Source organism: Enterobacter sp. 302C9, from assembly GCF_034106085.1.
Classification (GTDB): Bacteria; Pseudomonadota; Gammaproteobacteria; order Enterobacterales; family Enterobacteriaceae; genus Enterobacter; species Enterobacter asburiae_B.
On sequence record NZ_JAWNBW010000015.1, the window covers coordinates 63,084 to 81,516 of the forward strand.

At 58.6% G+C, this 18,433-nt stretch carries 20 protein-coding genes; 14 read left to right on the top strand and 6 right to left on the bottom strand.

The features are described 5' to 3' along the window. Positions 1 to 4: 4 nt before the first annotated feature. Complete coding sequence (locus UR289_RS20220) at positions 5 to 352, top strand: YidH family protein (RefSeq protein WP_094935447.1); 348 nt, start codon at positions 5 to 7, stop codon at positions 350 to 352. Next, a complete protein-coding gene (locus UR289_RS20225) occupies positions 342 to 689 on the top strand; it encodes a DUF202 domain-containing protein (protein WP_096150940.1) in 348 nt (115 codons plus the stop codon). The genes UR289_RS20220 and UR289_RS20225 overlap by 11 nt, the downstream gene beginning before the upstream one ends. A 34-nt stretch (positions 690 to 723) precedes the next feature. On the opposite strand, the gene dsdA is transcribed toward UR289_RS20225, so the two are convergent. Continuing rightward, complete coding sequence (gene dsdA, locus UR289_RS20230; protein WP_320711422.1) at positions 724 to 2,010, bottom strand: D-serine ammonia-lyase; 1,287 nt, start codon at positions 2,008 to 2,010, stop codon at positions 724 to 726. Positions 2,011 to 2,027: 17 nt separating this feature from the next. After that, the gene (gene dsdX / locus UR289_RS20235) at positions 2,028 to 3,365 is read right to left on the bottom strand and encodes a D-serine transporter DsdX (protein WP_320711424.1); all 1,338 of its coding nucleotides are present in this window, start codon (positions 3,363 to 3,365) and stop codon (positions 2,028 to 2,030) included. A 204-nt stretch (positions 3,366 to 3,569) separates the two neighbouring features. Between dsdX and dsdC the strand changes: the two genes are divergently transcribed. Both dsdC and UR289_RS20245 read left to right on the top strand, forming a co-directional pair. Continuing rightward, a complete protein-coding gene (dsdC, locus tag UR289_RS20240; RefSeq protein ID WP_069303447.1) occupies positions 3,570 to 4,496 on the top strand; it encodes a DNA-binding transcriptional regulator DsdC in 927 nt (308 codons plus the stop codon). 84 nt (positions 4,497 to 4,580) lie between these two features. Further along, positions 4,581 to 5,669: a cellulase family glycosylhydrolase gene (locus tag UR289_RS20245; protein ID WP_320711427.1), complete on the top strand. Its 1,089-nt coding sequence runs from the start codon at positions 4,581 to 4,583 to the stop codon at positions 5,667 to 5,669. Here the strand turns inward: UR289_RS20245 and emrD are convergent. The 4 genes from emrD to tisB form a co-directional block, all read right to left on the bottom strand. Beyond that, entirely contained in the window at positions 5,572 to 6,756 is a 1,185-nt protein-coding gene (emrD, locus tag UR289_RS20250; RefSeq protein ID WP_029741426.1) for a multidrug efflux MFS transporter EmrD, read from the bottom strand. The genes UR289_RS20245 and emrD overlap by 98 nt on opposite strands. Positions 6,757 to 6,931: 175 nt before the next feature. Then, positions 6,932 to 7,765 (bottom strand): EamA family transporter, encoded by an 834-nt coding sequence (locus UR289_RS20255; RefSeq protein WP_320711429.1) that lies wholly within the window; start codon positions 7,763 to 7,765, stop codon positions 6,932 to 6,934. A 62-nt stretch (positions 7,766 to 7,827) separates the two neighbouring features. Further along, positions 7,828 to 8,274 (bottom strand): GNAT family N-acetyltransferase, encoded by a 447-nt coding sequence (locus UR289_RS20260; protein WP_033144339.1) that lies wholly within the window; start codon positions 8,272 to 8,274, stop codon positions 7,828 to 7,830. 64 nt (positions 8,275 to 8,338) lie between these two features. Continuing rightward, entirely contained in the window at positions 8,339 to 8,428 is a 90-nt protein-coding gene (gene tisB / locus UR289_RS20265; RefSeq protein ID WP_023309830.1) for a type I toxin-antitoxin system toxin TisB, read from the bottom strand. A 719-nt stretch (positions 8,429 to 9,147) separates the two neighbouring features. Here tisB and UR289_RS20270 point away from each other — a divergent pair. The 10 genes from UR289_RS20270 (at position 9,148) to UR289_RS20315 (ending at position 18,430) form a co-directional block, all read left to right on the top strand. Then, positions 9,148 to 9,861, top strand: a complete 714-nt coding sequence (locus UR289_RS20270) for a hypothetical protein (protein ID WP_232939021.1) — start codon at positions 9,148 to 9,150, stop codon at positions 9,859 to 9,861. Between the two features lie 196 nt (positions 9,862 to 10,057). Then, entirely contained in the window at positions 10,058 to 10,537 is a 480-nt protein-coding gene (locus UR289_RS20275; protein ID WP_033144336.1) for an Hcp family type VI secretion system effector, read from the top strand. 107 nt (positions 10,538 to 10,644) lie between these two features. Further along, positions 10,645 to 10,743, top strand: a complete 99-nt coding sequence (gene ivbL / locus UR289_RS20280) for an ilvB operon leader peptide IvbL (protein ID WP_057979964.1) — start codon at positions 10,645 to 10,647, stop codon at positions 10,741 to 10,743. Positions 10,744 to 10,849: 106 nt separating this feature from the next. After that, entirely contained in the window at positions 10,850 to 12,538 is a 1,689-nt protein-coding gene (gene ilvB, locus UR289_RS20285; protein WP_039260372.1) for an acetolactate synthase large subunit, read from the top strand. A 3-nt stretch (positions 12,539 to 12,541) separates the two neighbouring features. Further along, positions 12,542 to 12,829 (top strand): acetolactate synthase small subunit, encoded by a 288-nt coding sequence (gene ilvN, locus UR289_RS20290; protein ID WP_033144334.1) that lies wholly within the window; start codon positions 12,542 to 12,544, stop codon positions 12,827 to 12,829. Positions 12,830 to 12,927: 98 nt separating this feature from the next. Further along, a complete protein-coding gene (gene uhpA / locus UR289_RS20295) occupies positions 12,928 to 13,521 on the top strand; it encodes a transcriptional regulator UhpA (RefSeq protein WP_022646555.1) in 594 nt (197 codons plus the stop codon). Further along, positions 13,518 to 15,023, top strand: a complete 1,506-nt coding sequence (uhpB, locus tag UR289_RS20300) for a signal transduction histidine-protein kinase/phosphatase UhpB (RefSeq protein WP_210867606.1) — start codon at positions 13,518 to 13,520, stop codon at positions 15,021 to 15,023. Before uhpA ends, uhpB begins: the two co-directional genes overlap by 4 nt. Then, the gene (locus UR289_RS20305) at positions 15,016 to 16,335 is read left to right on the top strand and encodes an MFS transporter (protein WP_033144332.1); all 1,320 of its coding nucleotides are present in this window, start codon (positions 15,016 to 15,018) and stop codon (positions 16,333 to 16,335) included. Before uhpB ends, UR289_RS20305 begins: the two co-directional genes overlap by 8 nt. Positions 16,336 to 16,475: 140 nt before the next feature. Further along, a complete protein-coding gene (gene uhpT / locus UR289_RS20310) occupies positions 16,476 to 17,867 on the top strand; it encodes a hexose-6-phosphate:phosphate antiporter (protein WP_023333957.1) in 1,392 nt (463 codons plus the stop codon). Positions 17,868 to 17,977: 110 nt separating this feature from the next. Further along, complete coding sequence (locus tag UR289_RS20315; RefSeq protein ID WP_014830062.1) at positions 17,978 to 18,430, top strand: DUF1198 domain-containing protein; 453 nt, start codon at positions 17,978 to 17,980, stop codon at positions 18,428 to 18,430. Positions 18,431 to 18,433: the final 3 nt, after the last annotated feature.

Below are 18,433 nucleotides of genomic sequence, written 5' to 3' on the forward strand. Positions count from 1 at the left end.
CCTCATGAAAATTTCCCGCCTCGGCGAAGCGCCGGACTACCGCTTCTCTTTGGCTAATGAACGCACTTTTTTAGCGTGGATCCGCACCGCGCTGGGCTTTCTTGCCGCCGGCGTCGGCCTCGACCAGCTCGCGCCCGATTTCGCCACGCCGCCGATCCGTGAAGTGCTGGCGCTGCTGCTGTGCCTGTGCGCGGGCGTGCTGGCGATTTACGGCTACCTGCGCTGGCTGCGCAATGAGAAGGCGATGCGCCTGAAGCAGGATCTGCCCTATACGCGCGGGCTGCTGATCGTCAGCACGATTCTGCTGACGGTGGCGGGCGTGGTGATGGTGCTGGTGTTCTATGGCGGATAGCCGCAAAGCGCGGCGCGAAGCGGACCCCGGCCTGCAGCCGGAGCGGACGTCGCTGGCCTGGCTGCGTACGCTGCTGGGGTATGGCGCGCTGATTGCCCTGGCGATTAAGCACAACTGGCACCGCACGGGGGTGCCATTCTGGATTTCAATTGTTGCGCTGGCGCTGGTGGCGATCGTTTTATGGCGCTATACCCGCAGCCGTAACCTGATGGACGTGGCGCAGAACGACTTTGTGCAGCCGAAAGCGGTGCGGGATAAGTTCCTGATCGCGCTCGCTGTTCTCTCCCTGTCGCTGCTGTTTGCGGTAACCCATATTCAGCAAATTTTGAGCCTGTAAGCCCGGTGGCGGCTACGCCTTACCGGGCCTACGATTAACGGCCTTTTGCTAAATACTTCGCCATCTCGTCTTCCGGCACCATTCCGCCGCCGGTCGCCCACACCAGGTGGGTAACGTTGGTATGCGAATGAACGCGCACCGGCCCAGCCATGCCCGCCAGCGCCGACGGCTCCAGGCGGATCCCTTCCTCCTGCGCGAGCCAGCCGAGCATGTCATACATGCTCTGGTCGGAAAGGGTGTAGAACCCGTCGAGCAGGCGCTCCATCGCGCGGCCCACGAAGCCGGAGGCGCGTCCTACCGCCAGACCGTCCGCCGCCGTGACGTTATCAATGCCCAGATCCTGCACCGCGATCTCATCGTGCAGGCCGGTGTAGACGCCGAGCAGCATGCACGGGGAGTGCGTCGGCTCCGCGAAGAAGCAGTGGACGTTATCGCCAAAGGCCAGCTTCAGGCCAAACGCCACGCCGCCGGGGCCACCGCCGACGCCGCACGGCAGGTAGACGTACAGCGGATGCTCCGCATCCACCACGCGGCCCTGTTCGGCAAACTGCGCCTTCAGGCGCTCGCCCGCCACCGCATAGCCCAGGAACAGGGTGCGTGAATTTTCATCGTCAATGAAGAAGCAGTTCGGATCGCTTTCCGCCGCTTTTCGTCCCTGCTCCACCGCCACGCCGTAATCCTGCTCATATTCCACGACGATGACGCCGTGGCTGCGCAGTTTGGCTTTCTTCCACTCGCGGGCGTCGGCGGACATATGCACCGTCACCTTAAAGCCGATGCGGGCGCTCATAATGCCGATGGACATCCCGAGGTTGCCGGTTGAGCCTACCGCAATGCTGTACTGGCTGAAGAAGTCCTTAAAGCGCGGCTCCAGCAGAATGCTGTAGTCGTCGTCGATGCTCAGCAACCCGGCTTCCAGCGCCAGTTTTTCCGCATGGGTCAGCACCTCATAGATGCCGCCGCGCGCTTTAATCGAGCCGGAAATCGGCAGATGGCTGTCTTTTTTCAGCAGCAGCGTGCCGGGAATAGGCTTACCAGATTCTCTCTCCAGCCGCTTTTGCATCGCCGGGATCGCGACCAGTTCGGATTCGATAATCCCGCCCGTTGCCGCCGTTTCCGGGAAGGATTTCGCCAGATACGGCGCGAAGCGGTTGAGGCGCGCGTGCGCGTCGTCCACGTCGGCTTTGGTCAGCCCGACGTACGGCAACCCTTCTGCAAGCGTCGTGGTGCGCGGGTTAAGCCAGGTGGTTTCTTTCAGTGCGATCAGATCCTCAACCAGAGGAAACTGTGCGGTTAAAGTAGTGATAGTTGCGTTTTCCATAATACGTCTCTTCGCGCTCAGATAATGAAGGAAAGCAGGAATGTGCCGCCAAGTGCAAGCACCGAGGCGATAAACGTCGCCGTCGTATAGTATTTGAAGGTCTCATTCAGGGTCGCGCCGCAGTATTGCTTCACCAGCCAGAAGAGGGAATCGGTCACGATCGTGCAGCCAATGGCGCCGGAACCGATGGCAATGGTGATGATCTCCGGGCTCACGTTCGGATAGAGCGGCAGCATCGGCGCGACTATCGCCGTCGCGCCCATCATCGCCACCGTCGCGGAGCCGACGGCGGCATGCAGCACTAGCGCCACCAGCCAGGCGAGCAGGATAGGGTGCATGTGCAGGTTCGAGAGAATATGCGCCAGCGAGTCCGCCAGTCCGCTGGTTTTCAGGATGGCGTTAAACGCGCCGCCCGCGCCGATAATCAGCAAAATGTTGGCGATAGAGCCGAAGCCGTGCTCGGTGTGCGTCAGCATCGTGCCCATGCCCATATGCTGGCGTATCCCCAGCAGGTAGTAGGCGACAAACACGGCGATAAACATGGCGGTGATCGGGTTGCCGATAAACTCCAGCAGCGTATACAGCGTGCCTTCTTTTGCCATATTCAGCTCGGCAATGGTTTTCACCAGCATCAGGGCAATCGGCAGCAGCACCGTGAACAGCGTGGCGCCCAGCGACGGCAGGGTGTGCTCTTCCCGCACCTTCAGGTCTGAAAATTCCGCCGGAACCGGTTTAAACGGCAGACGGTTGCCGAGCAGTTTCAGGAACAGCGGGCCGCCGACCAGCGAGGCCATCAGGCCTACCATCAAACCGTAGACAATGACCGTTCCGACGTCCGCGCCTAATTTATTGGTCACAAACAGCGCGGCCGGATGCGGCGGCACCACGCAGTGCACCGCCATCAGCGCGGTACAGAGCGGAATGGCCAGCTTGAGCAGCGACGTGTTGGTCTTTTTGGCGATGGAAAACGCCAGCGGGATCAGCAGTACCACACCCACTTCCACGAACAGCGTGATCCCGCAGATAAGACCCACCAGCACCATAATCACGTCTGCGGATAGCCAGCGGCAGCGCTGCAGTGCGATCCCGATGCGCTCGGCCGCGCCGGAGACTTCCATCATCTTGCCGAGAATGGTGCCCAGACCAATCACCGCCGCCAGGAAGCCCAGCGTACCGCCAATTCCGCTCTCAATGGCGTTCACCATATCCAGCGGGCTCATCCCCATCATCGTGCCGACGAAAAAGCTCGCCAGCAGCAGCGCGAGGAACGGGTGAAACTTCAGCTTAACGATGGTTAAAACAATCAACACAATGCTGACCAGCAGCGTTGCCACAACCCAGACCTGAGATCCCATATCTCACCTCACCCTTATGTCATCTGTGGGTATTGGACGAAAAAACGGCGTGGGCTGACAAACGATATAAATTGGCGTTCAGGTGAGCCAGATTGGATCAAATGAGTGACTGCGCTCTAAAAAGCGCACTTAATTCGTATTAGGTTCACATAAATTCACCCTTGAGCGGTATGCTGAGCGCAGAAATCCCGCGTGAGAATTGTGATGACCGATGCGAATGAAGCCAGAAACCGCCTGTTAAACGGCTGGCAGCTGTCGAAAATGTACACCTTTGAAGTGGCCGCCCGGCATGAGTCTTTCGCCCTGGCGGCGGAGGAGCTGTCGCTCAGCCCAAGCGCGGTGAGCCACCGCATCAACCTGCTGGAAGAGGAGCTGGGTATTCAGCTGTTTGTCCGCTCGCACCGTAAAGTTGAGCTGACGCAGGAGGGAAAGCGCGTTTACTGGACGCTTAAGTCGTCCCTCGACACCCTGAATCAGGAGATCCTGGACATCAAAAACCAGGCGCTGTCCGGCACGCTGACGGTCTACTCCCGGCCGTCGATCGCTCAGTGCTGGCTGGTGCCCATGCTGGGGGACTTTACCCGCCGCTATCCGTCGATTTCACTCACCATCCTGACCGGCAATGATTACGTTAATATGCAGCGAACGGGCGTCGATCTGGCGCTCTATTTCGACGATACGCCGCCAAACCACCTTTCTCATCACTTCCTGATGGACGAGGAGATTTTGCCCGTCTGCTCGCCGCAGTATGCCCGCGAGCATGAACTGCTGAAAAACCCCGATAACCTCAGCCACTGCACGCTGCTGCACGATCGTCAGGCCTGGAGCAATGATTCCGGTACGGATGAGTGGCTGAGCTGGGCGCAACACTTTGCGGTGAATATGCCGCCATCGTCGGGCATTGGTTTCGATCGTTCCGATTTAGCGATTATTGCGGCCATCAACCACGTCGGCGTCGCGATGGGCAGAAAGCGGCTGGTGCAGAAACGGCTCGAACGGGGCGAGCTTATCGCCCCGTTTGGTGAAAAGACCCTGAAATGCCATCAGCACTACTATATCTCGACGCTCTCTGGCCGACAGTGGCCGAAAATAGACGCCTTTATCGGCTGGCTGAGAGAACTGGCAGGTTGAAGAATTATTACGCTTTCGCTCTACACGAAATGTGAAAAAGCGTGCTAAATACAGGTAATGCTTTCGATTTATCCAGGGTAAACCGTGTTAAAGCCTTTTATTGCCTGTGCATTACTGATCTCTTCCGGCTGGGCGATTGCCGCTGAGCCGCCGCTGACGGCTGCCCGTTATGCGCAACAGCTGGGCGTCGGGATGGATGTGGACTGGGCGCGCACCGAGCGCGGCATACGCGAATTCGACCCGCTGGTGGTGCGCGATTTTCGTGCAAAAGGCATTACCCACGTGCGCATTCGCGTCGCCGATGAGCCGACGGAAGCGCGGCTAATTCACCTGCGCAAGCTGGTGGAAGCCTGCGAACAGTATGGCGTGATCCCGATTATCGCTTATCAGGCTGATGAATATAAAAACGACCCGAAAGCCGATAACGAGAAAGAGACGATTAACTGGTGGATTGCCGTGGCGCACTATTTCGGTCAGAGCTATCCGCTGCTGGGTTTTGATCTCATTTATGAGCCCGCCGACAAGCTTAACCACAACCTCGTGTCGCTAAACCGCGTGTATGAAAAAACCATTAAAGCGATCCACGACATGGACCCGCAGCGCATGATCTTTATTGCGCCACGCCTGCGCGCCGCGCCGGAGGATTTATCCAGCCTGAAGCTGCCCGCGCACAGCCAAAACTACCTGCTGGCGGAGTGGCATATTTTCCCGTGGGGGCCGCTGAAAAATAGCGGTAAATACCCGTGGACGTCCGGCACGGCGTCGGAGAAAGCGGCAATCCATAATCGCATCACTACCGCCCTGCGCTGGCAGCAAAAAACCGGGCACGTGAGCTGGGTCGGGGGCTGGGGAGTGGGAGAGTCAAACCACCTTACGCCAACCGCTTCGCAAATGGCGTTCTCCACCTTTATGGCCTGCGAGCTGCAAAAGGCGAAAATCCCGTATGCGCTGAACGCGGATTTCCAGTTTTACGACGGGGAAGAGGGGGCCTGGCGGCCCGCGCCGGAGCCGTTGTTGCAGGCGATGATTGCGCCCGTTTGTGAAAAGCCCGGCGAGAAGCCGGGCCATCATGCGGTTAAACCGGCTGCTCGTGATGCGGAACACGCGACGCCAGCGGCAGCCAGCACAGTAAAATCAGCAGCCCCATCAGCGTCATCAGCAGGCCCAAACTAGCCTGCCCGGTCTGCGGCATCATCGCCGAGAGCCAGGCCAGCGCGCCGGAGCCGATATTCTGCAAACCGCCCACCAGCGCGCCAGCCGTGCCTGCGAGAAACGGGAACGGCTCCATCGCGCCGCTGGTCGCCAGCGGGAACAGCATCCCCGCGCCGAAGAAGAACAGCGCTGCCGGGATGAGCAGCGTCCAGACCGTCATCACGCCAAACAGCCCCGGTATCCACATCATCAGACCCGCCAGCAGACAGCTGATCACCGACTGCCACATCAGGGTGGAGAAGCGTTTATTTGGGCGTCCGGCAAACCACGCGCCGAAGAACGCCGCCGGGATCGGCAGAATAAACAGAATACTCACCACCATGCTGCTCAGGCCCAGCCCCGCGCCCAGCAGCACGCCGGAACAGGCTTCAAACACCGCAATGCCCGCCAGGCCGCCGATCAGCATCAGCAGGTAGCAGGTAAACGACCCGTTGCCGAACAGCGTTTTATAGCTGGTGATAAGCTTCGTGCGCGGCGCGTCCTGCGGGCGCGTTTCCGGCATCCAGCGCGCCATGCTGAAGGTGACAATGACGCACAGCACCAGCAGGAAGGCGTAGCAGGCGCGCCAGGACCACATCGTGTCCAGCAGGCCGCCAATCAGCGGGGCGAGAAGCGGGCTGACCAGAATACCCATATTCAACAAGCTGTTGGCATGACGGAGCTGGGTGCCCTGATACATATCGCGCGGTAAGGTTCGCGCCATCACCCCACCGACGCCGGTCCCGACGCCCTGCAGGGCGCTGGCGGCAATCAGTACGGTCAGGCTGTGCGTGGTAATGGCAATCACCGTCGCCACCATGAAAATGCTCATGCCCACCAGGATCACCGGGCGACGCCCGACGCGGTCAGACAGCGGGCCGTAGAAGAGCTGCGAAACGCCATAGGTCAGCAGGTAGGCTGCCATCACGCTCTGCACCGCGCCCTCGCGGACGTTCAATTCCTTTGCCATGTCGGCAATCGCCGGAATGTAGATGGTTTGCGCCATCTGACCGACGGCCACCAGTAACACCAGCATCAACAATAAGTTAACGTTCCTTTGTTTTTTCATGTCGCTGAATACTTTTGCCAAAAGAGAAAAATGAAGAATAAGTGACTGCGCATTCCCGTAAATGCGCGAGGAATCTACCACAGAGAGATGACAATTTAAGCATTGTCGTGGTGAATGAAAAAACCGGGAAAGGCAGGATTTGTAAACAAGAACGGCAACTAATGTTGCCAGTGATTTACGCCAGGCGCAGCAGAATGGCGCCGCCAGCAATACCCAGCGCCGCCGCGATGCGCAGGCCCGCAACCTTCTCTTTTAAAAGGACAAACGCGATCAGCGCCCCGAAAAGAATCGAGGTTTCACGCAGCGCCGCGACCACCGCCAGCGGTGCCTGCGTCATGGCCCAAAGCGCCAGACCGTAAGAGCCCATGGTGCCCACCCCGCCGAGTAACCCCTTTTTCCAGTGCAGGCGCAGGTAGCCGGACGCCTCGCGCCGACGCGCCACCATCGCCCAGCCCAGCAGGCAGAAGCCGTTCATAAAGAAGGTCCACAGCGTGTAGCCCAGCGCGGTGTCCGACAGCCGCACGCCGGTGCCGTCCACCAGCGTATACCCGGCAATGAAGCAGGCGTTCAGCAGCGCCAGCCAGATCCCTTTGCGTGACTGCATGCGGCCATGCATCGCCATCGCCAGAATCGAAAGGCAAATTACCCCGATGCCGGACCAGGCGAGCCAGGAGAGACGATCGCCGAGCGCCAGCACGCCGATCAGCGCCACCAGCAGCGGGGCGGTGCCGCGCATCAGGGGATAGGTCTGGCTCATATCGGAGACCTGATAGGTCTTCGCTACCAGCACGGTGTACACCACCTGTAAGGCGCAGGAGACGATCAAAAACGGCCAGCTTGCAGCAGATGGCTGTGGGGAAAACGGCAGTAAGACCAGAGCGATAAGCGTGGCGGATCCGCTGACGCTTATCGCGGAATAGAGCTTGTCCGTTCCGGCCTTAACGATGGCGTTCCAGCTGGCATGCAGCAGCGCGGCGAAGAGCAAAATGCAGAAAACGGTGGTGGTCATGGCGTATCGGGTGATGAATTGTCACTCAACTGTAACATTCACACCCTGATGCTGCCAGCCGGTTACACGGCACAAAAAAGGCGGTGCGTCACCCGCGGTTCGTCCGAGACCAGCGTAAAACCCGCCCGATTATAAAACCCGTAGGCACTGTCCGGCGCGTGGGTATTCAGAAAATCAAACCAGATGCTGGCATCGGCCATCACCACGGTTAAAAGCTGTTTGCCAATGCCCAGCCCGCGGCACTTCTCGCTGACGTAGAGATGGCGAATACGTCCGGCGCGCGGCTGCTGGCTGAACGGATCGCGGTTGAGGCCGCATACGCCGACCAGCTTGCCGTTAAGAAACGCGCCCAGCAGCTTTTCTCCCGGCGCGTTAAAGCGGTTCTCGCCGCGCTGCCAGTTCTCTTCCAGCCTGCGCAGCATGTTGAAATTCAGTGCGATACTTTCAGCCTTCAGGGCGATATACCCCGGTTCATCCGGTGTGACGGGCTCAATTAACAGACGCGACATAGCATTCCCTCGTTATTAAAGAGGGGCGGTTGCCCGCCCCTCTCAGGTGCGACTTGAACCTGAATTACCGAAGGAATTTCAGGACAGCATCAAGCAGTTGCAGTACTGCAACAATGAGTTTGAGGATAAGTATCACCATATCCACTACGCTCATACGCGTCTCCTTTTGGTTAAAAGGAGCACGATGCTGGCGTACCTTTCCGCCGCCTGTTGCCAGCACCTGGATTGACGTAACACAGTGTGCTCACTTCAGGGGTTAAGGCACTGACGGCACCACCCGTTTCAGCCAGGACTTCGTTGCGCCGGTAAAACTGCGGCCCCCTCGCTCACTGCGAACACCCTCAGTATAGATAAATACTGTATGTATGAACAGTATTTTTTGGACAAAATCAGGAAGGCGATCCATACTCAAAAACGTCAAAATCCGTGCCTGAATTGCGCGTTCGTCTTCGATCGCGTATACTTTTTGCGTTGACGTAACACAGTGTGTTCTGCGGCGACCAACCGCAAAACCCTGATAAAAACCTCGCTCCGGCGGGGTTTTTTGTTTTCTGATGTGCCTCATAAAAAACTGCTGGATGAGCGAGGGTTCTGCTGTTTGGCTTCGATGTGGGCTAGCCGGATTGCTTAAGCCGCTCTGTTTAATGGAGAGGTATTAGATTCATTTTGTAAGATAACACCACTTAATATGTAAACTAATATAACTTACTAATACCTCTCAAGTAATTTAATTACTTCGCGTATAACACTAATAAATAAAAGTGAGCCAACTTATTTTTTACGTGAATGTTTAGTTGAAATAATTTCACTTGTTTGAAACTCAGCGCTTTCCAATGTATATTCCAGGAGTCGCAAATATTGTATGGATACATTATGCAAGCATCTGATTATTTAAAGATGAAGTTCCAGAGTGACAGGCAGTTGGCTATTTATGGACAGCAAGGCGTTGCAGGGACATGGAGAGCATTAAAGGGGATCGGTTCTGATATTTACTCAGGAATCGAGCGTGTAAGCTGGTACTCATCATGCTTAATCCCCAGCTATCACGATGTGTGTGATGAGCTTCTCTCAGAAGAAAAGAGGATGTATCTCTCAATTCTCTCGCTTTACCGTTATCGCGATGTAATAGAACACATGCTCTATCTTTATTTTGAACGTGTTATTACCGATTCTGAAAATGGAAATGAACAAAATCGCGTTCGTAAGATGGATTCAAAAGTCACCGGGCTTGTTAAAAACATACCAACAAACAAGGCCGCGCGTTTAGCGATAGCATTGGGGCTGGCCAAATCCCTTTCCGAATCTGGCCTGCTCTCTGAAATCGTCGTCGAACGGCTTGCACGCCGCGTACCTAACGTTGTCATGGCGCTTCAATTGATTGGAACGGAACAGAAGTGCGCTTTTGCTGCCCGTCGCCTGAAAACGTTGGACCCGAGGTATTACGCGACCCTGTATGCCGCACAACTGGAGATGCTTTACTACTTTTTTGAGCCTTTCCTGTCTGAACTCATTAAGAAGGTGCAAATGGGATTCTATAAGGATTTCGATGCAATTTATGACGACTTAAAGGACAAGGAGCATGTTTAAGAGTCTGCTATCAATTCTGTTTTCGGATGTTTTATTCCCCGTTTATATTTTTGCGTGCGCCTCTTTGTTCCTGTGGTTGATGCCTGACCACTGGGTATTACTAACATTCATTTCTATTGTTGTATTTATTATTGTGCATCCGATAATTTTCGGCCGCTTTGATAAGTACGATTAAATTTTATAAAAAGGATTTTATATGTCAAACCCAGCTTATTTGTTTCTAACAGATGAAAATGGTTCTCCCATGGTTGGACCTTGCCTTGTGTCAGGGCGTGAAGGTGCAATTGAACTCAAATCGTTCACTCATAATGTTAACATTCCAGTCGACGGGAATACCGGAAAATTGACGGGGACGCGCATACACATGCCCGTCATGTTTCAGAAGGAATTTGATCGTGTAACCCCGATTTTATTTCGGGCGCTGAGTACAGGAAGAACGCTCCAGTCAGCCACCATTAAGATGTACCAGATTAATGAGGCGGGTTTAGAACAGGAATATTTTAATATCCTCCTCGAGAATGTGAAAATCACCTCAATCACACCAGACCTGTACCCAGGCGCAAACACCGGAACACACCTTGAGACGGTTCTCATCCGCTACGAGAAAATCACCTGGAAGCATTGCGACGGCAATGTCATCTATAGTGACTCCTGGAATGAGCGAGCAACTTACTGAAACGTGATCCCTGGCGCATTTTTGCGCAGATGAAAATATTTCCATTGTCACGCCCGAAAACCTGTGTTTGTATAAATTCCATCAATGATTCCAAACACAGGTCCCCAATGACTTCATCCATCTTCACTTCGACCCTACTAAAAACTGCGCAACCAGCCGCAGTGGTCGTCGTGCGTGTGGTGGTGGTCGTCGGCAATGCGCCGTAGGGACTGGATCAACACACGAATCCAAAACCCCGCCGGCGCAAACCGGGCGGGGTTTTTCGTTTAAGACCCTCCCCGGAACGTCGGCCCAGAAGAAAAGGACTGGAGCATGGCAAGTTCGGGCACAACATCCACCACGACGCGTTTTACTGGCGCGCAGCTGATCGTTCATCTGCTGGAACGGCAGGGCATCACCACGGTTGCGGGCATCCCGGGCGGCACGGTACTGCCGCTGTACGATGCGTTAAGCCAAAGCACGCAGATCCGCCACGTGCTGGCGCGCCACGAGCAGGGGGCAGGCTTTATTGCTCAGGGCATGGCGCGTACGCAGGGCAAACCGGCGGTCTGTATGGCCTGCAGCGGCCCTGGCGCAACCAACCTGGTGACCGCCATCGCCGACGCGCGCCTCGACTCCATTCCGCTGATCTGCATTACCGGCCAGGTACCGTCCTCAATGATCGGCACCGATGCGTTCCAGGAAGTGGACACCTACGGCATCTCTATCCCCATCACCAAACATAACTATTTAGTTCGCGACATCAGCGAGCTTCCTCAGGTTATCAGCGATGCGTTCCGCATTGCGCAGTCCGGCCGCCCGGGCCCGGTGTGGATAGACATTCCTAAGGATGTCCAGACCGCTGAGATCGAGATCGACGTCCTGCCGGAGCCGGGCGAGCGTGCCCCCGCGCCGGAATTCAGCGCTGAGAGCGTGCGCGACGCCGCCGCCATGATTAACGCCGCCAAACGCCCGGTGCTCTATCTGGGCGGTGGGGCCATCAACGCTGCGGATGAAATCCGCCAGTTTGCAGAGAAAGCCAACCTGCCGACCACCATGACCCTGATGGCGCTGGGAATGTTGCCTAAAGCGCACCCGCTCTCTCTCGGCATGCTGGGCATGCACGGCGCGCGCAGCACCAACTACATCCTGCAAGAGGCTGATTTGCTGATTGTTATGGGCGCGCGTTTTGATGACCGGGCGATCGGCAAAACCGAGCAGTTCTGCCCGAACGCCAAAATCATTCACGTGGATATCGACCGCGCCGAGCTGGGTAAAATCAAGCAGCCGCACGTGGCGATTCAGGGCGACGTGGCCGAGGTTCTGGCGCAGCTGATCCCGCAGACGGACGCAGCCGACCGCGCCGACTGGCGCCAGCTGGTGGCCGATCTGCAGCGCGAGTTCCCGGGCGCCATCCCAACCGAAGGCGACCCGCTGAGCCACTACGGACTGATCAACGCCGTGGCAGCCTGCGTGGACGACAGCGCAATTATCACCACCGACGTCGGCCAGCATCAGATGTGGACCGCCCAGGCCTACCCGCTGAACCGTCCGCGCCAGTGGCTGACCTCCGGCGGTCTGGGAACCATGGGCTTTGGTCTGCCCGCAGCTGTGGGTGCGGCGCTCGCCAACCCGGACCGCAAGGTCATCTGCTTCTCCGGCGACGGCAGCCTGATGATGAACATTCAGGAAATGGCGACCGCGGCCGAAAACCAGTTAGACGTGAAAATCATCCTGATGAACAACGAGGCGCTGGGGCTGGTGCACCAGCAGCAGAGCCTGTTCTACAAGCAGGGCGTGTTTGCCGCGACCTACCCGGGGATGATTAACTTCATGCAGATTGCCGCCGGCTTTGGCCTGCACACCTGCGATCTGAACGCCGAAGAGGATGCCCACGCGGCGCTGCAGGACGCGATTTCTCGCCCCGGCCCGGCGCTGATCCACGTGCGTATCGACCCTGAACAAAAAGTGTATCCGATGGTGCCGCCGGGAGCGGCAAATACTGAGATGGTGGGAGAATAAGCCATGCAGAAACAACATGATAACGTCATTCTGGAACTCACCGTCCGCAACCACCCTGGCGTCATGACCCACGTCTGCGGGCTCTTTGCCCGCCGGGCGTTTAACGTGGAAGGCATTCTCTGTCTGCCGATTCAGGGCAGCGAGCACAGCCGCATCTGGCTGCTGGTCAACGACGACCAGCGTCTGGAGCAGATGATGGCGCAGATCGACAAGCTGGAAGACGTCACCAGAGTGGCGCGCAACCAGTCCGATCCCACCATGTTTAACAAAATTGCGGTGTTTTTCGAATAAATCGCTTAAGGTAAGCGCCCTGGTCGGCCTGCAGGCGTCGCGCTTGCAGGCCGGATAAGCGCAGCGCCATCCGGCGTTTTCAGACCGCAGGAAGACACATGACCACCATCGCTCTCATCGACGACCACCTTATCGTCCGCTCCGGCTTTGCCCAGCTTTTAAACCTCGAACCGGATTTTCAGGTCGTGGCCGAGTTTGGCTCCGGTCGCGAGGCGCTGGCGGGCCTGCCGGGGCGCGGGGTGCAGGTCTGTATCTGCGACATCTCGATGCCGGATCTCTCCGGGCTGGAGCTGCTAAGCCAGCTGCCGAAAGGGATGGCGACGATCATGCTGTCGGTCCACGACAGCCCGGCGCTGGTCGAGCAGGCCCTCAACGCGGGCGCGCGCGGTTTTCTCTCCAAGCGCTGTAGCCCCGACGAACTGATCGCCGCCGTGCGAACCGTCTCCACCGGCGGCTGCTATTTAACGCCGGATATCGCCATCAAGCTGGCGGCCGGACGTCAGGATCCGCTCACCCGGCGCGAGCGCCAGGTGGCTGAGAAGCTCGCGCAGGGGATGTCGGTAAAAGAGATTGCCGCCGAGCTGGATCTGTCCCCGAAAACCGTGCACGTCCACCGCGCCAACCTGATGGAAAAACTCAACGTCAGCAACGACGTCGAGCTGGCGCGCCGCATGTTTGACAGCTGGCAATGAGTTCCGCTTTTTCACGGCTGATCGCCGTTGTCGCCAGCTTTTTTATCTTCTCCGCCGCCTGGTTTTGCCTGTGGAGCATCAGCCTGCACCTGGTGGAACGCCCGGAGCTGGCGGTGCTGCTGTTTCCCTTCGGCCTGCGTCTGGGGTTAATGCTCCAGTGTCCGCGCGCCTACTGGCCCGTTTTGCTCGGTGCTGAATGGCTGATGCTGGTCTGGCTGGCGCAGGAGGTTGCCCTCGCGCACCTGCCCTTATTGATGACCGGAAGCCTGCTCACGCTTCTCCCGGTTGCCCTCATTTCCCGCTACCGCCACCAGCGCGACTGGCGCACGCTGCTGCGGCAGGGGGCGGCGCTGATGGCCGCCGCGCTGCTGCAGTCGCTTCCGTGGATCGGCGAGAAGGAGATGCTCAACGCCCTGCTGCTGACCCTGACCGGCGGCCTGACGCTCGCGCCAACCTGTCTGGTGATCTGGCACTACCTCACCAGCACCGTCTGGCAGCCTCTCGGCCCGGCGCTGGTTTCCCAGCCGGTGAACTGGCGCGCCCGGCACCTCATCTGGTATCTGCTGCTGTTTGTGGTGAGCCTGTGGCTCCAGCTTGGCCTGCCCGCCGAGCTTTCTCGCTTCACGCCGTTTTGTCTGGCGCTGCCGATTATCGCCCTGGCCTGGCACTACGGCTGGCAGGGGGCGCTGATCGCCACGCTGATGAACGCCATCGCGCTGATCGCCAGCCAGACCTGGCACGATCACCCTGTGGATTTACTGCTCTCCCTGCTGGCCCAGAGCCTGACCGGGCTGCTGCTCGGCGCGGGCATTCAGCGCCTGCGCGAGCTGAACCAGTCCCTGCAAACCGAGCTGGCGCGCAACCGCCGTCTGGCGGAGCGTCTGCTGGAAACCGAAGAGAGCGTGCGGCAGGAGGTCGCCCGCGAGCTGCACGACGATATCGGCCAGACCATCACCGCTATCCGCACCCAGGCGGGCATTGTCCAGCGCCTGGCGGCGGAAAACGCAGGCGTGAAGCAGGGCGGGGCGCATATCGAACAGCTTTCGCTGGGCGTCTATGACTCCGTTCGTCGCCTGTTAGGACGACTGCGCCCGCGCCAGCTTGACGACCTGTCGCTGGAGCAGGCGGTGCGTTCTCTGATGCGCGAGATGGAGCTGGAAAGCCGCGGAATAGTCAGCCATCTCGACTGGCGCATTAACGAATTTACGCTCAGCGAAGGCCAGCGCGTGACGCTGTTCCGCGTCTGTCAGGAAGGGCTGAACAACATCGTCAAGCACGCCAGCGCCAGCGCGGTTACCATCCAGGGCTGGCAGCAGGACGACAGCCTGAAGCTGATAATTGAAGACGACGGCTGCGGCCTGCCGCCGGGCTCCGGCCAGCAGGGTTTTGGCCTGGCGGGCATGCGCGAGCGCGTCAAGGCGCTGGGCGGCACGCTGAACCTCTCCTGCACCCACGGGACGCGCGTCAGCGTCAGCCTGCCGCTACGGAGTTACCATGTTTAAAACCCCTGCCAGCGCCGCGCCGATTGGCGATAAAGCGGAAATCGACGCCCGCTACCGCTACTGGCGTCGCCATATCCTGATGACCATCTGGCTCGGCTACGCGCTGTTCTACTTCACCCGCAAAAGCTTCAACGCCGCCGCACCGGAAATCCTCGCCAGCGGCGTGATGACGCGCACCGATATCGGCCTGCTGGCGACGCTGTTTTACATCACCTACGGCCTGTCGAAGTTCTTCTCCGGCATCGTCAGCGACCGCTCCAACGCGCGCTATTTCATGGGCGTTGGGCTGATCGCCACCGGGGTGGTGAATATCCTGTTTGGCTTCTCGACGTCGCTTTGGGCCTTTGCCCTGCTGTGGGCGCTGAACGCCTTTTTCCAGGGCTGGGGCGCGCCGGTCTGCGCCCGCCTGCTCACCGCCTGGTATTCGCGCAACGAGCGCGGCGGCTGGTGGGCAATCTGGAACACCGCGCATAACGTCGGCGGGGCGCTGATCCCGATGGTGGTGGGGGCGGCGGCGCTGCACTACGGCTGGCGCGCGGGGATGATGATTGCCGGTGGCCTGGCGATAATTGCCGGGCTGTTTCTCTGCTGGCGCCTGCGCGACCGGCCGCAAACCGTCGGCCTGCCTGCGGTGGGCGACTGGCGGCACGACGAAATGGAGATTGCCCAGCAGCAGGAGGGTGCGGGGCTGACCCGCAGGGAGATCCTCACCAAGTACGTGCTGAAAAACCCGTACATCTGGCTGCTGTCGCTCTGCTATGTGCTGGTCTACGTGGTGCGCGCGGCCATCAACGACTGGGGCAACCTGTACATGTCCGAGACGCTCGGCGTGGATCTGGTGACCGCCAACTCGGCGGTGACGATGTTCGAACTGGGCGGGTTTATCGGCGCGCTGGTGGCGGGCTGGGGCTCGGACAAGCTGTTCAACGGCAACCGTGGACCGATGAACCTGATTTTCGCCGCCGGGATTTTGCTCTCCGTCGGCTCGCTGTGGCTGATGCCGTTCGCCAGCTACGTGATGCAGGCGGCGTGCTTCTTCACCACCGGCTTCTTCGTGTTTGGCCCGCAGATGCTGATCGGCATGGCGGCGGCAGAGTGTTCCCACAAAGAGGCGGCAGGCGCGGCGACGGGCTTTGTCGGGCTGTTTGCCTACCTCGGCGCATCGCTCTCCGGCTGGCCGCTGGCGCGGGTGATCGACGTCTGGCACTGGAGCGGATTCTTTGCGGTGATCGCCATCGCGGCGGGGATTTCCGCGCTGCTGCTGCTGCCCTTCCTGCATGCGCAGGCGCCGCGCGAGGTGAGCGAAGCGTGATGCGTCTCACCTTTTCGCCCCGAGTGGCGCAAAACCAGGAAATTTTCCCGGTTTTACCTGGACGCTGTCTCAGGCATCTCTCCCGGCTGATTTTTACAATGCCTGCCATTCGCAGGTAAAAATCAGCTCAGGAGCAAACCATGCTGGCCTTCCTCAACCAGGTGCGCAAGCCGACCCTGGATCTGCCGCTCGACGTGCGGCGCAAGATGTGGTTCAAACCGTTCATGCAGTCCTATCTGGTGGTCTTCATCGGCTACCTGACCATGTACCTGATCCGCAAAAACTTTAACATCGCGCAGAACGACATGATCTCAACCTACGGGCTGAGCATGACGCAGCTGGGGATGATTGGCCTGGGCTTCTCCATCACCTACGGCGTGGGTAAAACCGTCGTTTCCTACTACGCGGACGGCAAAAACACCAAGCAGTTCCTGCCGTTTATGCTGATCCTCTCCGCCATCTGTATGCTCGGCTTCAGCGCCAGCATGGGCGCGGGCTCCGTCAGCCTGTTCATGATGATCGCCTTCTACGCCCTGAGCGGCTTCTTCCAGAGTACCGGCGGGTCGTGCAGCTATTCCACCATCACCAAATGGACCCCGCGCCGCAAGCGTGGTTCGTACCTCGGCATGTGGAACATCTCCCACAACCTCGGCGGGGCGGGGGCGGCTGGCGTAGCGCTGTTTGGCGCAAACTACCTGTTCGACGGCCACGTGATCGGCATGTTTATCTTCCCGTCGATTATCGCCCTGATTGTCGGCTTTATCGGCCTGCGCTACGGCAGCGACTCCCCGGAATCTTACGGCCTCGGCAAAGCCGAAGAGCTGTTCGGCGAGGAGATCAGCGAAGAGGACAAAGAGACCGAAGAAAACGAGATGTCCAAATGGCAGATCTTTGTTGAGTACGTGCTGAAAAACAAAGTGATCTGGCTGCTGTGCTTCTCAAACATCTTCCTCTACGTGGTGCGTATTGGCATCGACCAGTGGTCGACCGTATATGCCTTCCAGGAGCTGAAGCTCTCTAAAGAAGTGGCGATTCAGGGCTTCACTCTGTTCGAAGTGGGCGCCCTGGTCGGCACCCTGCTGTGGGGCTGGCTCTCGGATCTCGCCAACGGCCGTCGTGCGCTGGTGGCCTGCGTCGCGCTGGCGTTGATTATCGCCACGCTCGGCGTCTACCAGCATGCCAGCAACCAGTACGTTTACCTGGCGTCCCTGTTCGCGCTCGGCTTCCTGGTGTTTGGTCCACAGCTGCTGATCGGCGTGGCGGCAGTCGGCTTCGTACCGAAAAAAGCGATCGGCGCCGCCGATGGGATTAAAGGCACCTTCGCCTACCTGATCGGCGACAGCTTCGCCAAGCTGGGTCTGGGGATGATCGCCGACGGCACGCCGATTTTCGGCCTCACCGGCTGGGCGGGCACCTTCGCGGCGCTGGATGCGGCGGCCATCGGCTGTATCGTCCTGATGGCGATGGTAGCGGTGCTGGAAGAACGTAAAATTCGCCGTGAGAATCGCGCGCAGAAATTAAAAACAGCCTGAGTATGCAGGTAACTTCTTTGCCCGGTGTGTGATGCCGGGCTTTTTTATGCCTGTCGCTGTCGACGCCGTGTGTTTCCCGCTATGATGAGCGGCAATTCATAGGAGAACGCATGGTCTGGATAATGCTGGCAACGCTTGCCGTGGTGTTTGTGGTGGGATTTCGCGTCCTGACCTCAGATTCCCGCCGCGCCATCAAACGTTTGAGCGAGCGTCTGGGGATCACCCCGATGCCGGTCGAGTCGATGATCGACCAGTTCGGTAAAACGCCCGGCAATGAGTTTATCCGCTACCTTGAGCGGCCGGACGAGGCGCATCTGCAAAACGCTGCGCAGGTGCTGCTGATCTGGCAGGTTTGCATCGTCGACGGCAGCGAGGAGAATCTGCACACCTGGCACCGCATGCTGCGTAAAGCCCGCCTTGCCGCACCCATTACCGATGCGCAAATTCGTCTGGCGCTTGGCTTCATGCGCGAGATGGAGCCCGATCCGCAGGAGCTAAACGCTTTCCAGCTTCGCTATAACCAGCTCTTCCTGCCGGAAGAGGGCGTGTTTTACCTGCACTGATCC

Excerpts from the sequence above, each read along its gene's own strand:
- uhpB (WP_210867606.1), top strand. The coding sequence starts at position 13,518 with ATGAGTTCCGCTTTTTCACGGCTGATCGCCGTTGTCGCCAGCTTTTTT.
- UR289_RS20305 (WP_033144332.1), top strand. The coding sequence starts at position 15,016 with ATGTTTAAAACCCCTGCCAGCGCCGCGCCGATTGGCGATAAAGCGGAA.
- emrD (WP_029741426.1), bottom strand. The coding sequence starts at position 6,756 with ATGAAAAAACAAAGGAACGTTAACTTATTGTTGATGCTGGTGTTACTG.
- UR289_RS20270 (WP_232939021.1), top strand. The coding sequence starts at position 9,148 with ATGCAAGCATCTGATTATTTAAAGATGAAGTTCCAGAGTGACAGGCAG.
- UR289_RS20260 (WP_033144339.1), bottom strand. The coding sequence starts at position 8,274 with ATGTCGCGTCTGTTAATTGAGCCCGTCACACCGGATGAACCGGGGTAT.
- uhpA (WP_022646555.1), top strand. The coding sequence starts at position 12,928 with ATGACCACCATCGCTCTCATCGACGACCACCTTATCGTCCGCTCCGGC.
- UR289_RS20255 (WP_320711429.1), bottom strand. The coding sequence starts at position 7,765 with ATGACCACCACCGTTTTCTGCATTTTGCTCTTCGCCGCGCTGCTGCAT.
- UR289_RS20275 (WP_033144336.1), top strand. The coding sequence starts at position 10,058 with ATGTCAAACCCAGCTTATTTGTTTCTAACAGATGAAAATGGTTCTCCC.
- uhpT (WP_023333957.1), top strand. The coding sequence starts at position 16,476 with ATGCTGGCCTTCCTCAACCAGGTGCGCAAGCCGACCCTGGATCTGCCG.
- UR289_RS20225 (WP_096150940.1), top strand. The coding sequence starts at position 342 with ATGGCGGATAGCCGCAAAGCGCGGCGCGAAGCGGACCCCGGCCTGCAG.
- tisB (WP_023309830.1), bottom strand. The coding sequence starts at position 8,428 with ATGAGCGTAGTGGATATGGTGATACTTATCCTCAAACTCATTGTTGCA.
- dsdX (WP_320711424.1), bottom strand. The coding sequence starts at position 3,365 with ATGGGATCTCAGGTCTGGGTTGTGGCAACGCTGCTGGTCAGCATTGTG.
- UR289_RS20220 (WP_094935447.1), top strand. The coding sequence starts at position 5 with ATGAAAATTTCCCGCCTCGGCGAAGCGCCGGACTACCGCTTCTCTTTG.
- UR289_RS20315 (WP_014830062.1), top strand. The coding sequence starts at position 17,978 with ATGGTCTGGATAATGCTGGCAACGCTTGCCGTGGTGTTTGTGGTGGGA.
- ilvB (WP_039260372.1), top strand. The coding sequence starts at position 10,850 with ATGGCAAGTTCGGGCACAACATCCACCACGACGCGTTTTACTGGCGCG.
- dsdA (WP_320711422.1), bottom strand. The coding sequence starts at position 2,010 with ATGGAAAACGCAACTATCACTACTTTAACCGCACAGTTTCCTCTGGTT.
- ivbL (WP_057979964.1), top strand. The coding sequence starts at position 10,645 with ATGACTTCATCCATCTTCACTTCGACCCTACTAAAAACTGCGCAACCA.
- ilvN (WP_033144334.1), top strand. The coding sequence starts at position 12,542 with ATGCAGAAACAACATGATAACGTCATTCTGGAACTCACCGTCCGCAAC.
- dsdC (WP_069303447.1), top strand. The coding sequence starts at position 3,570 with ATGACCGATGCGAATGAAGCCAGAAACCGCCTGTTAAACGGCTGGCAG.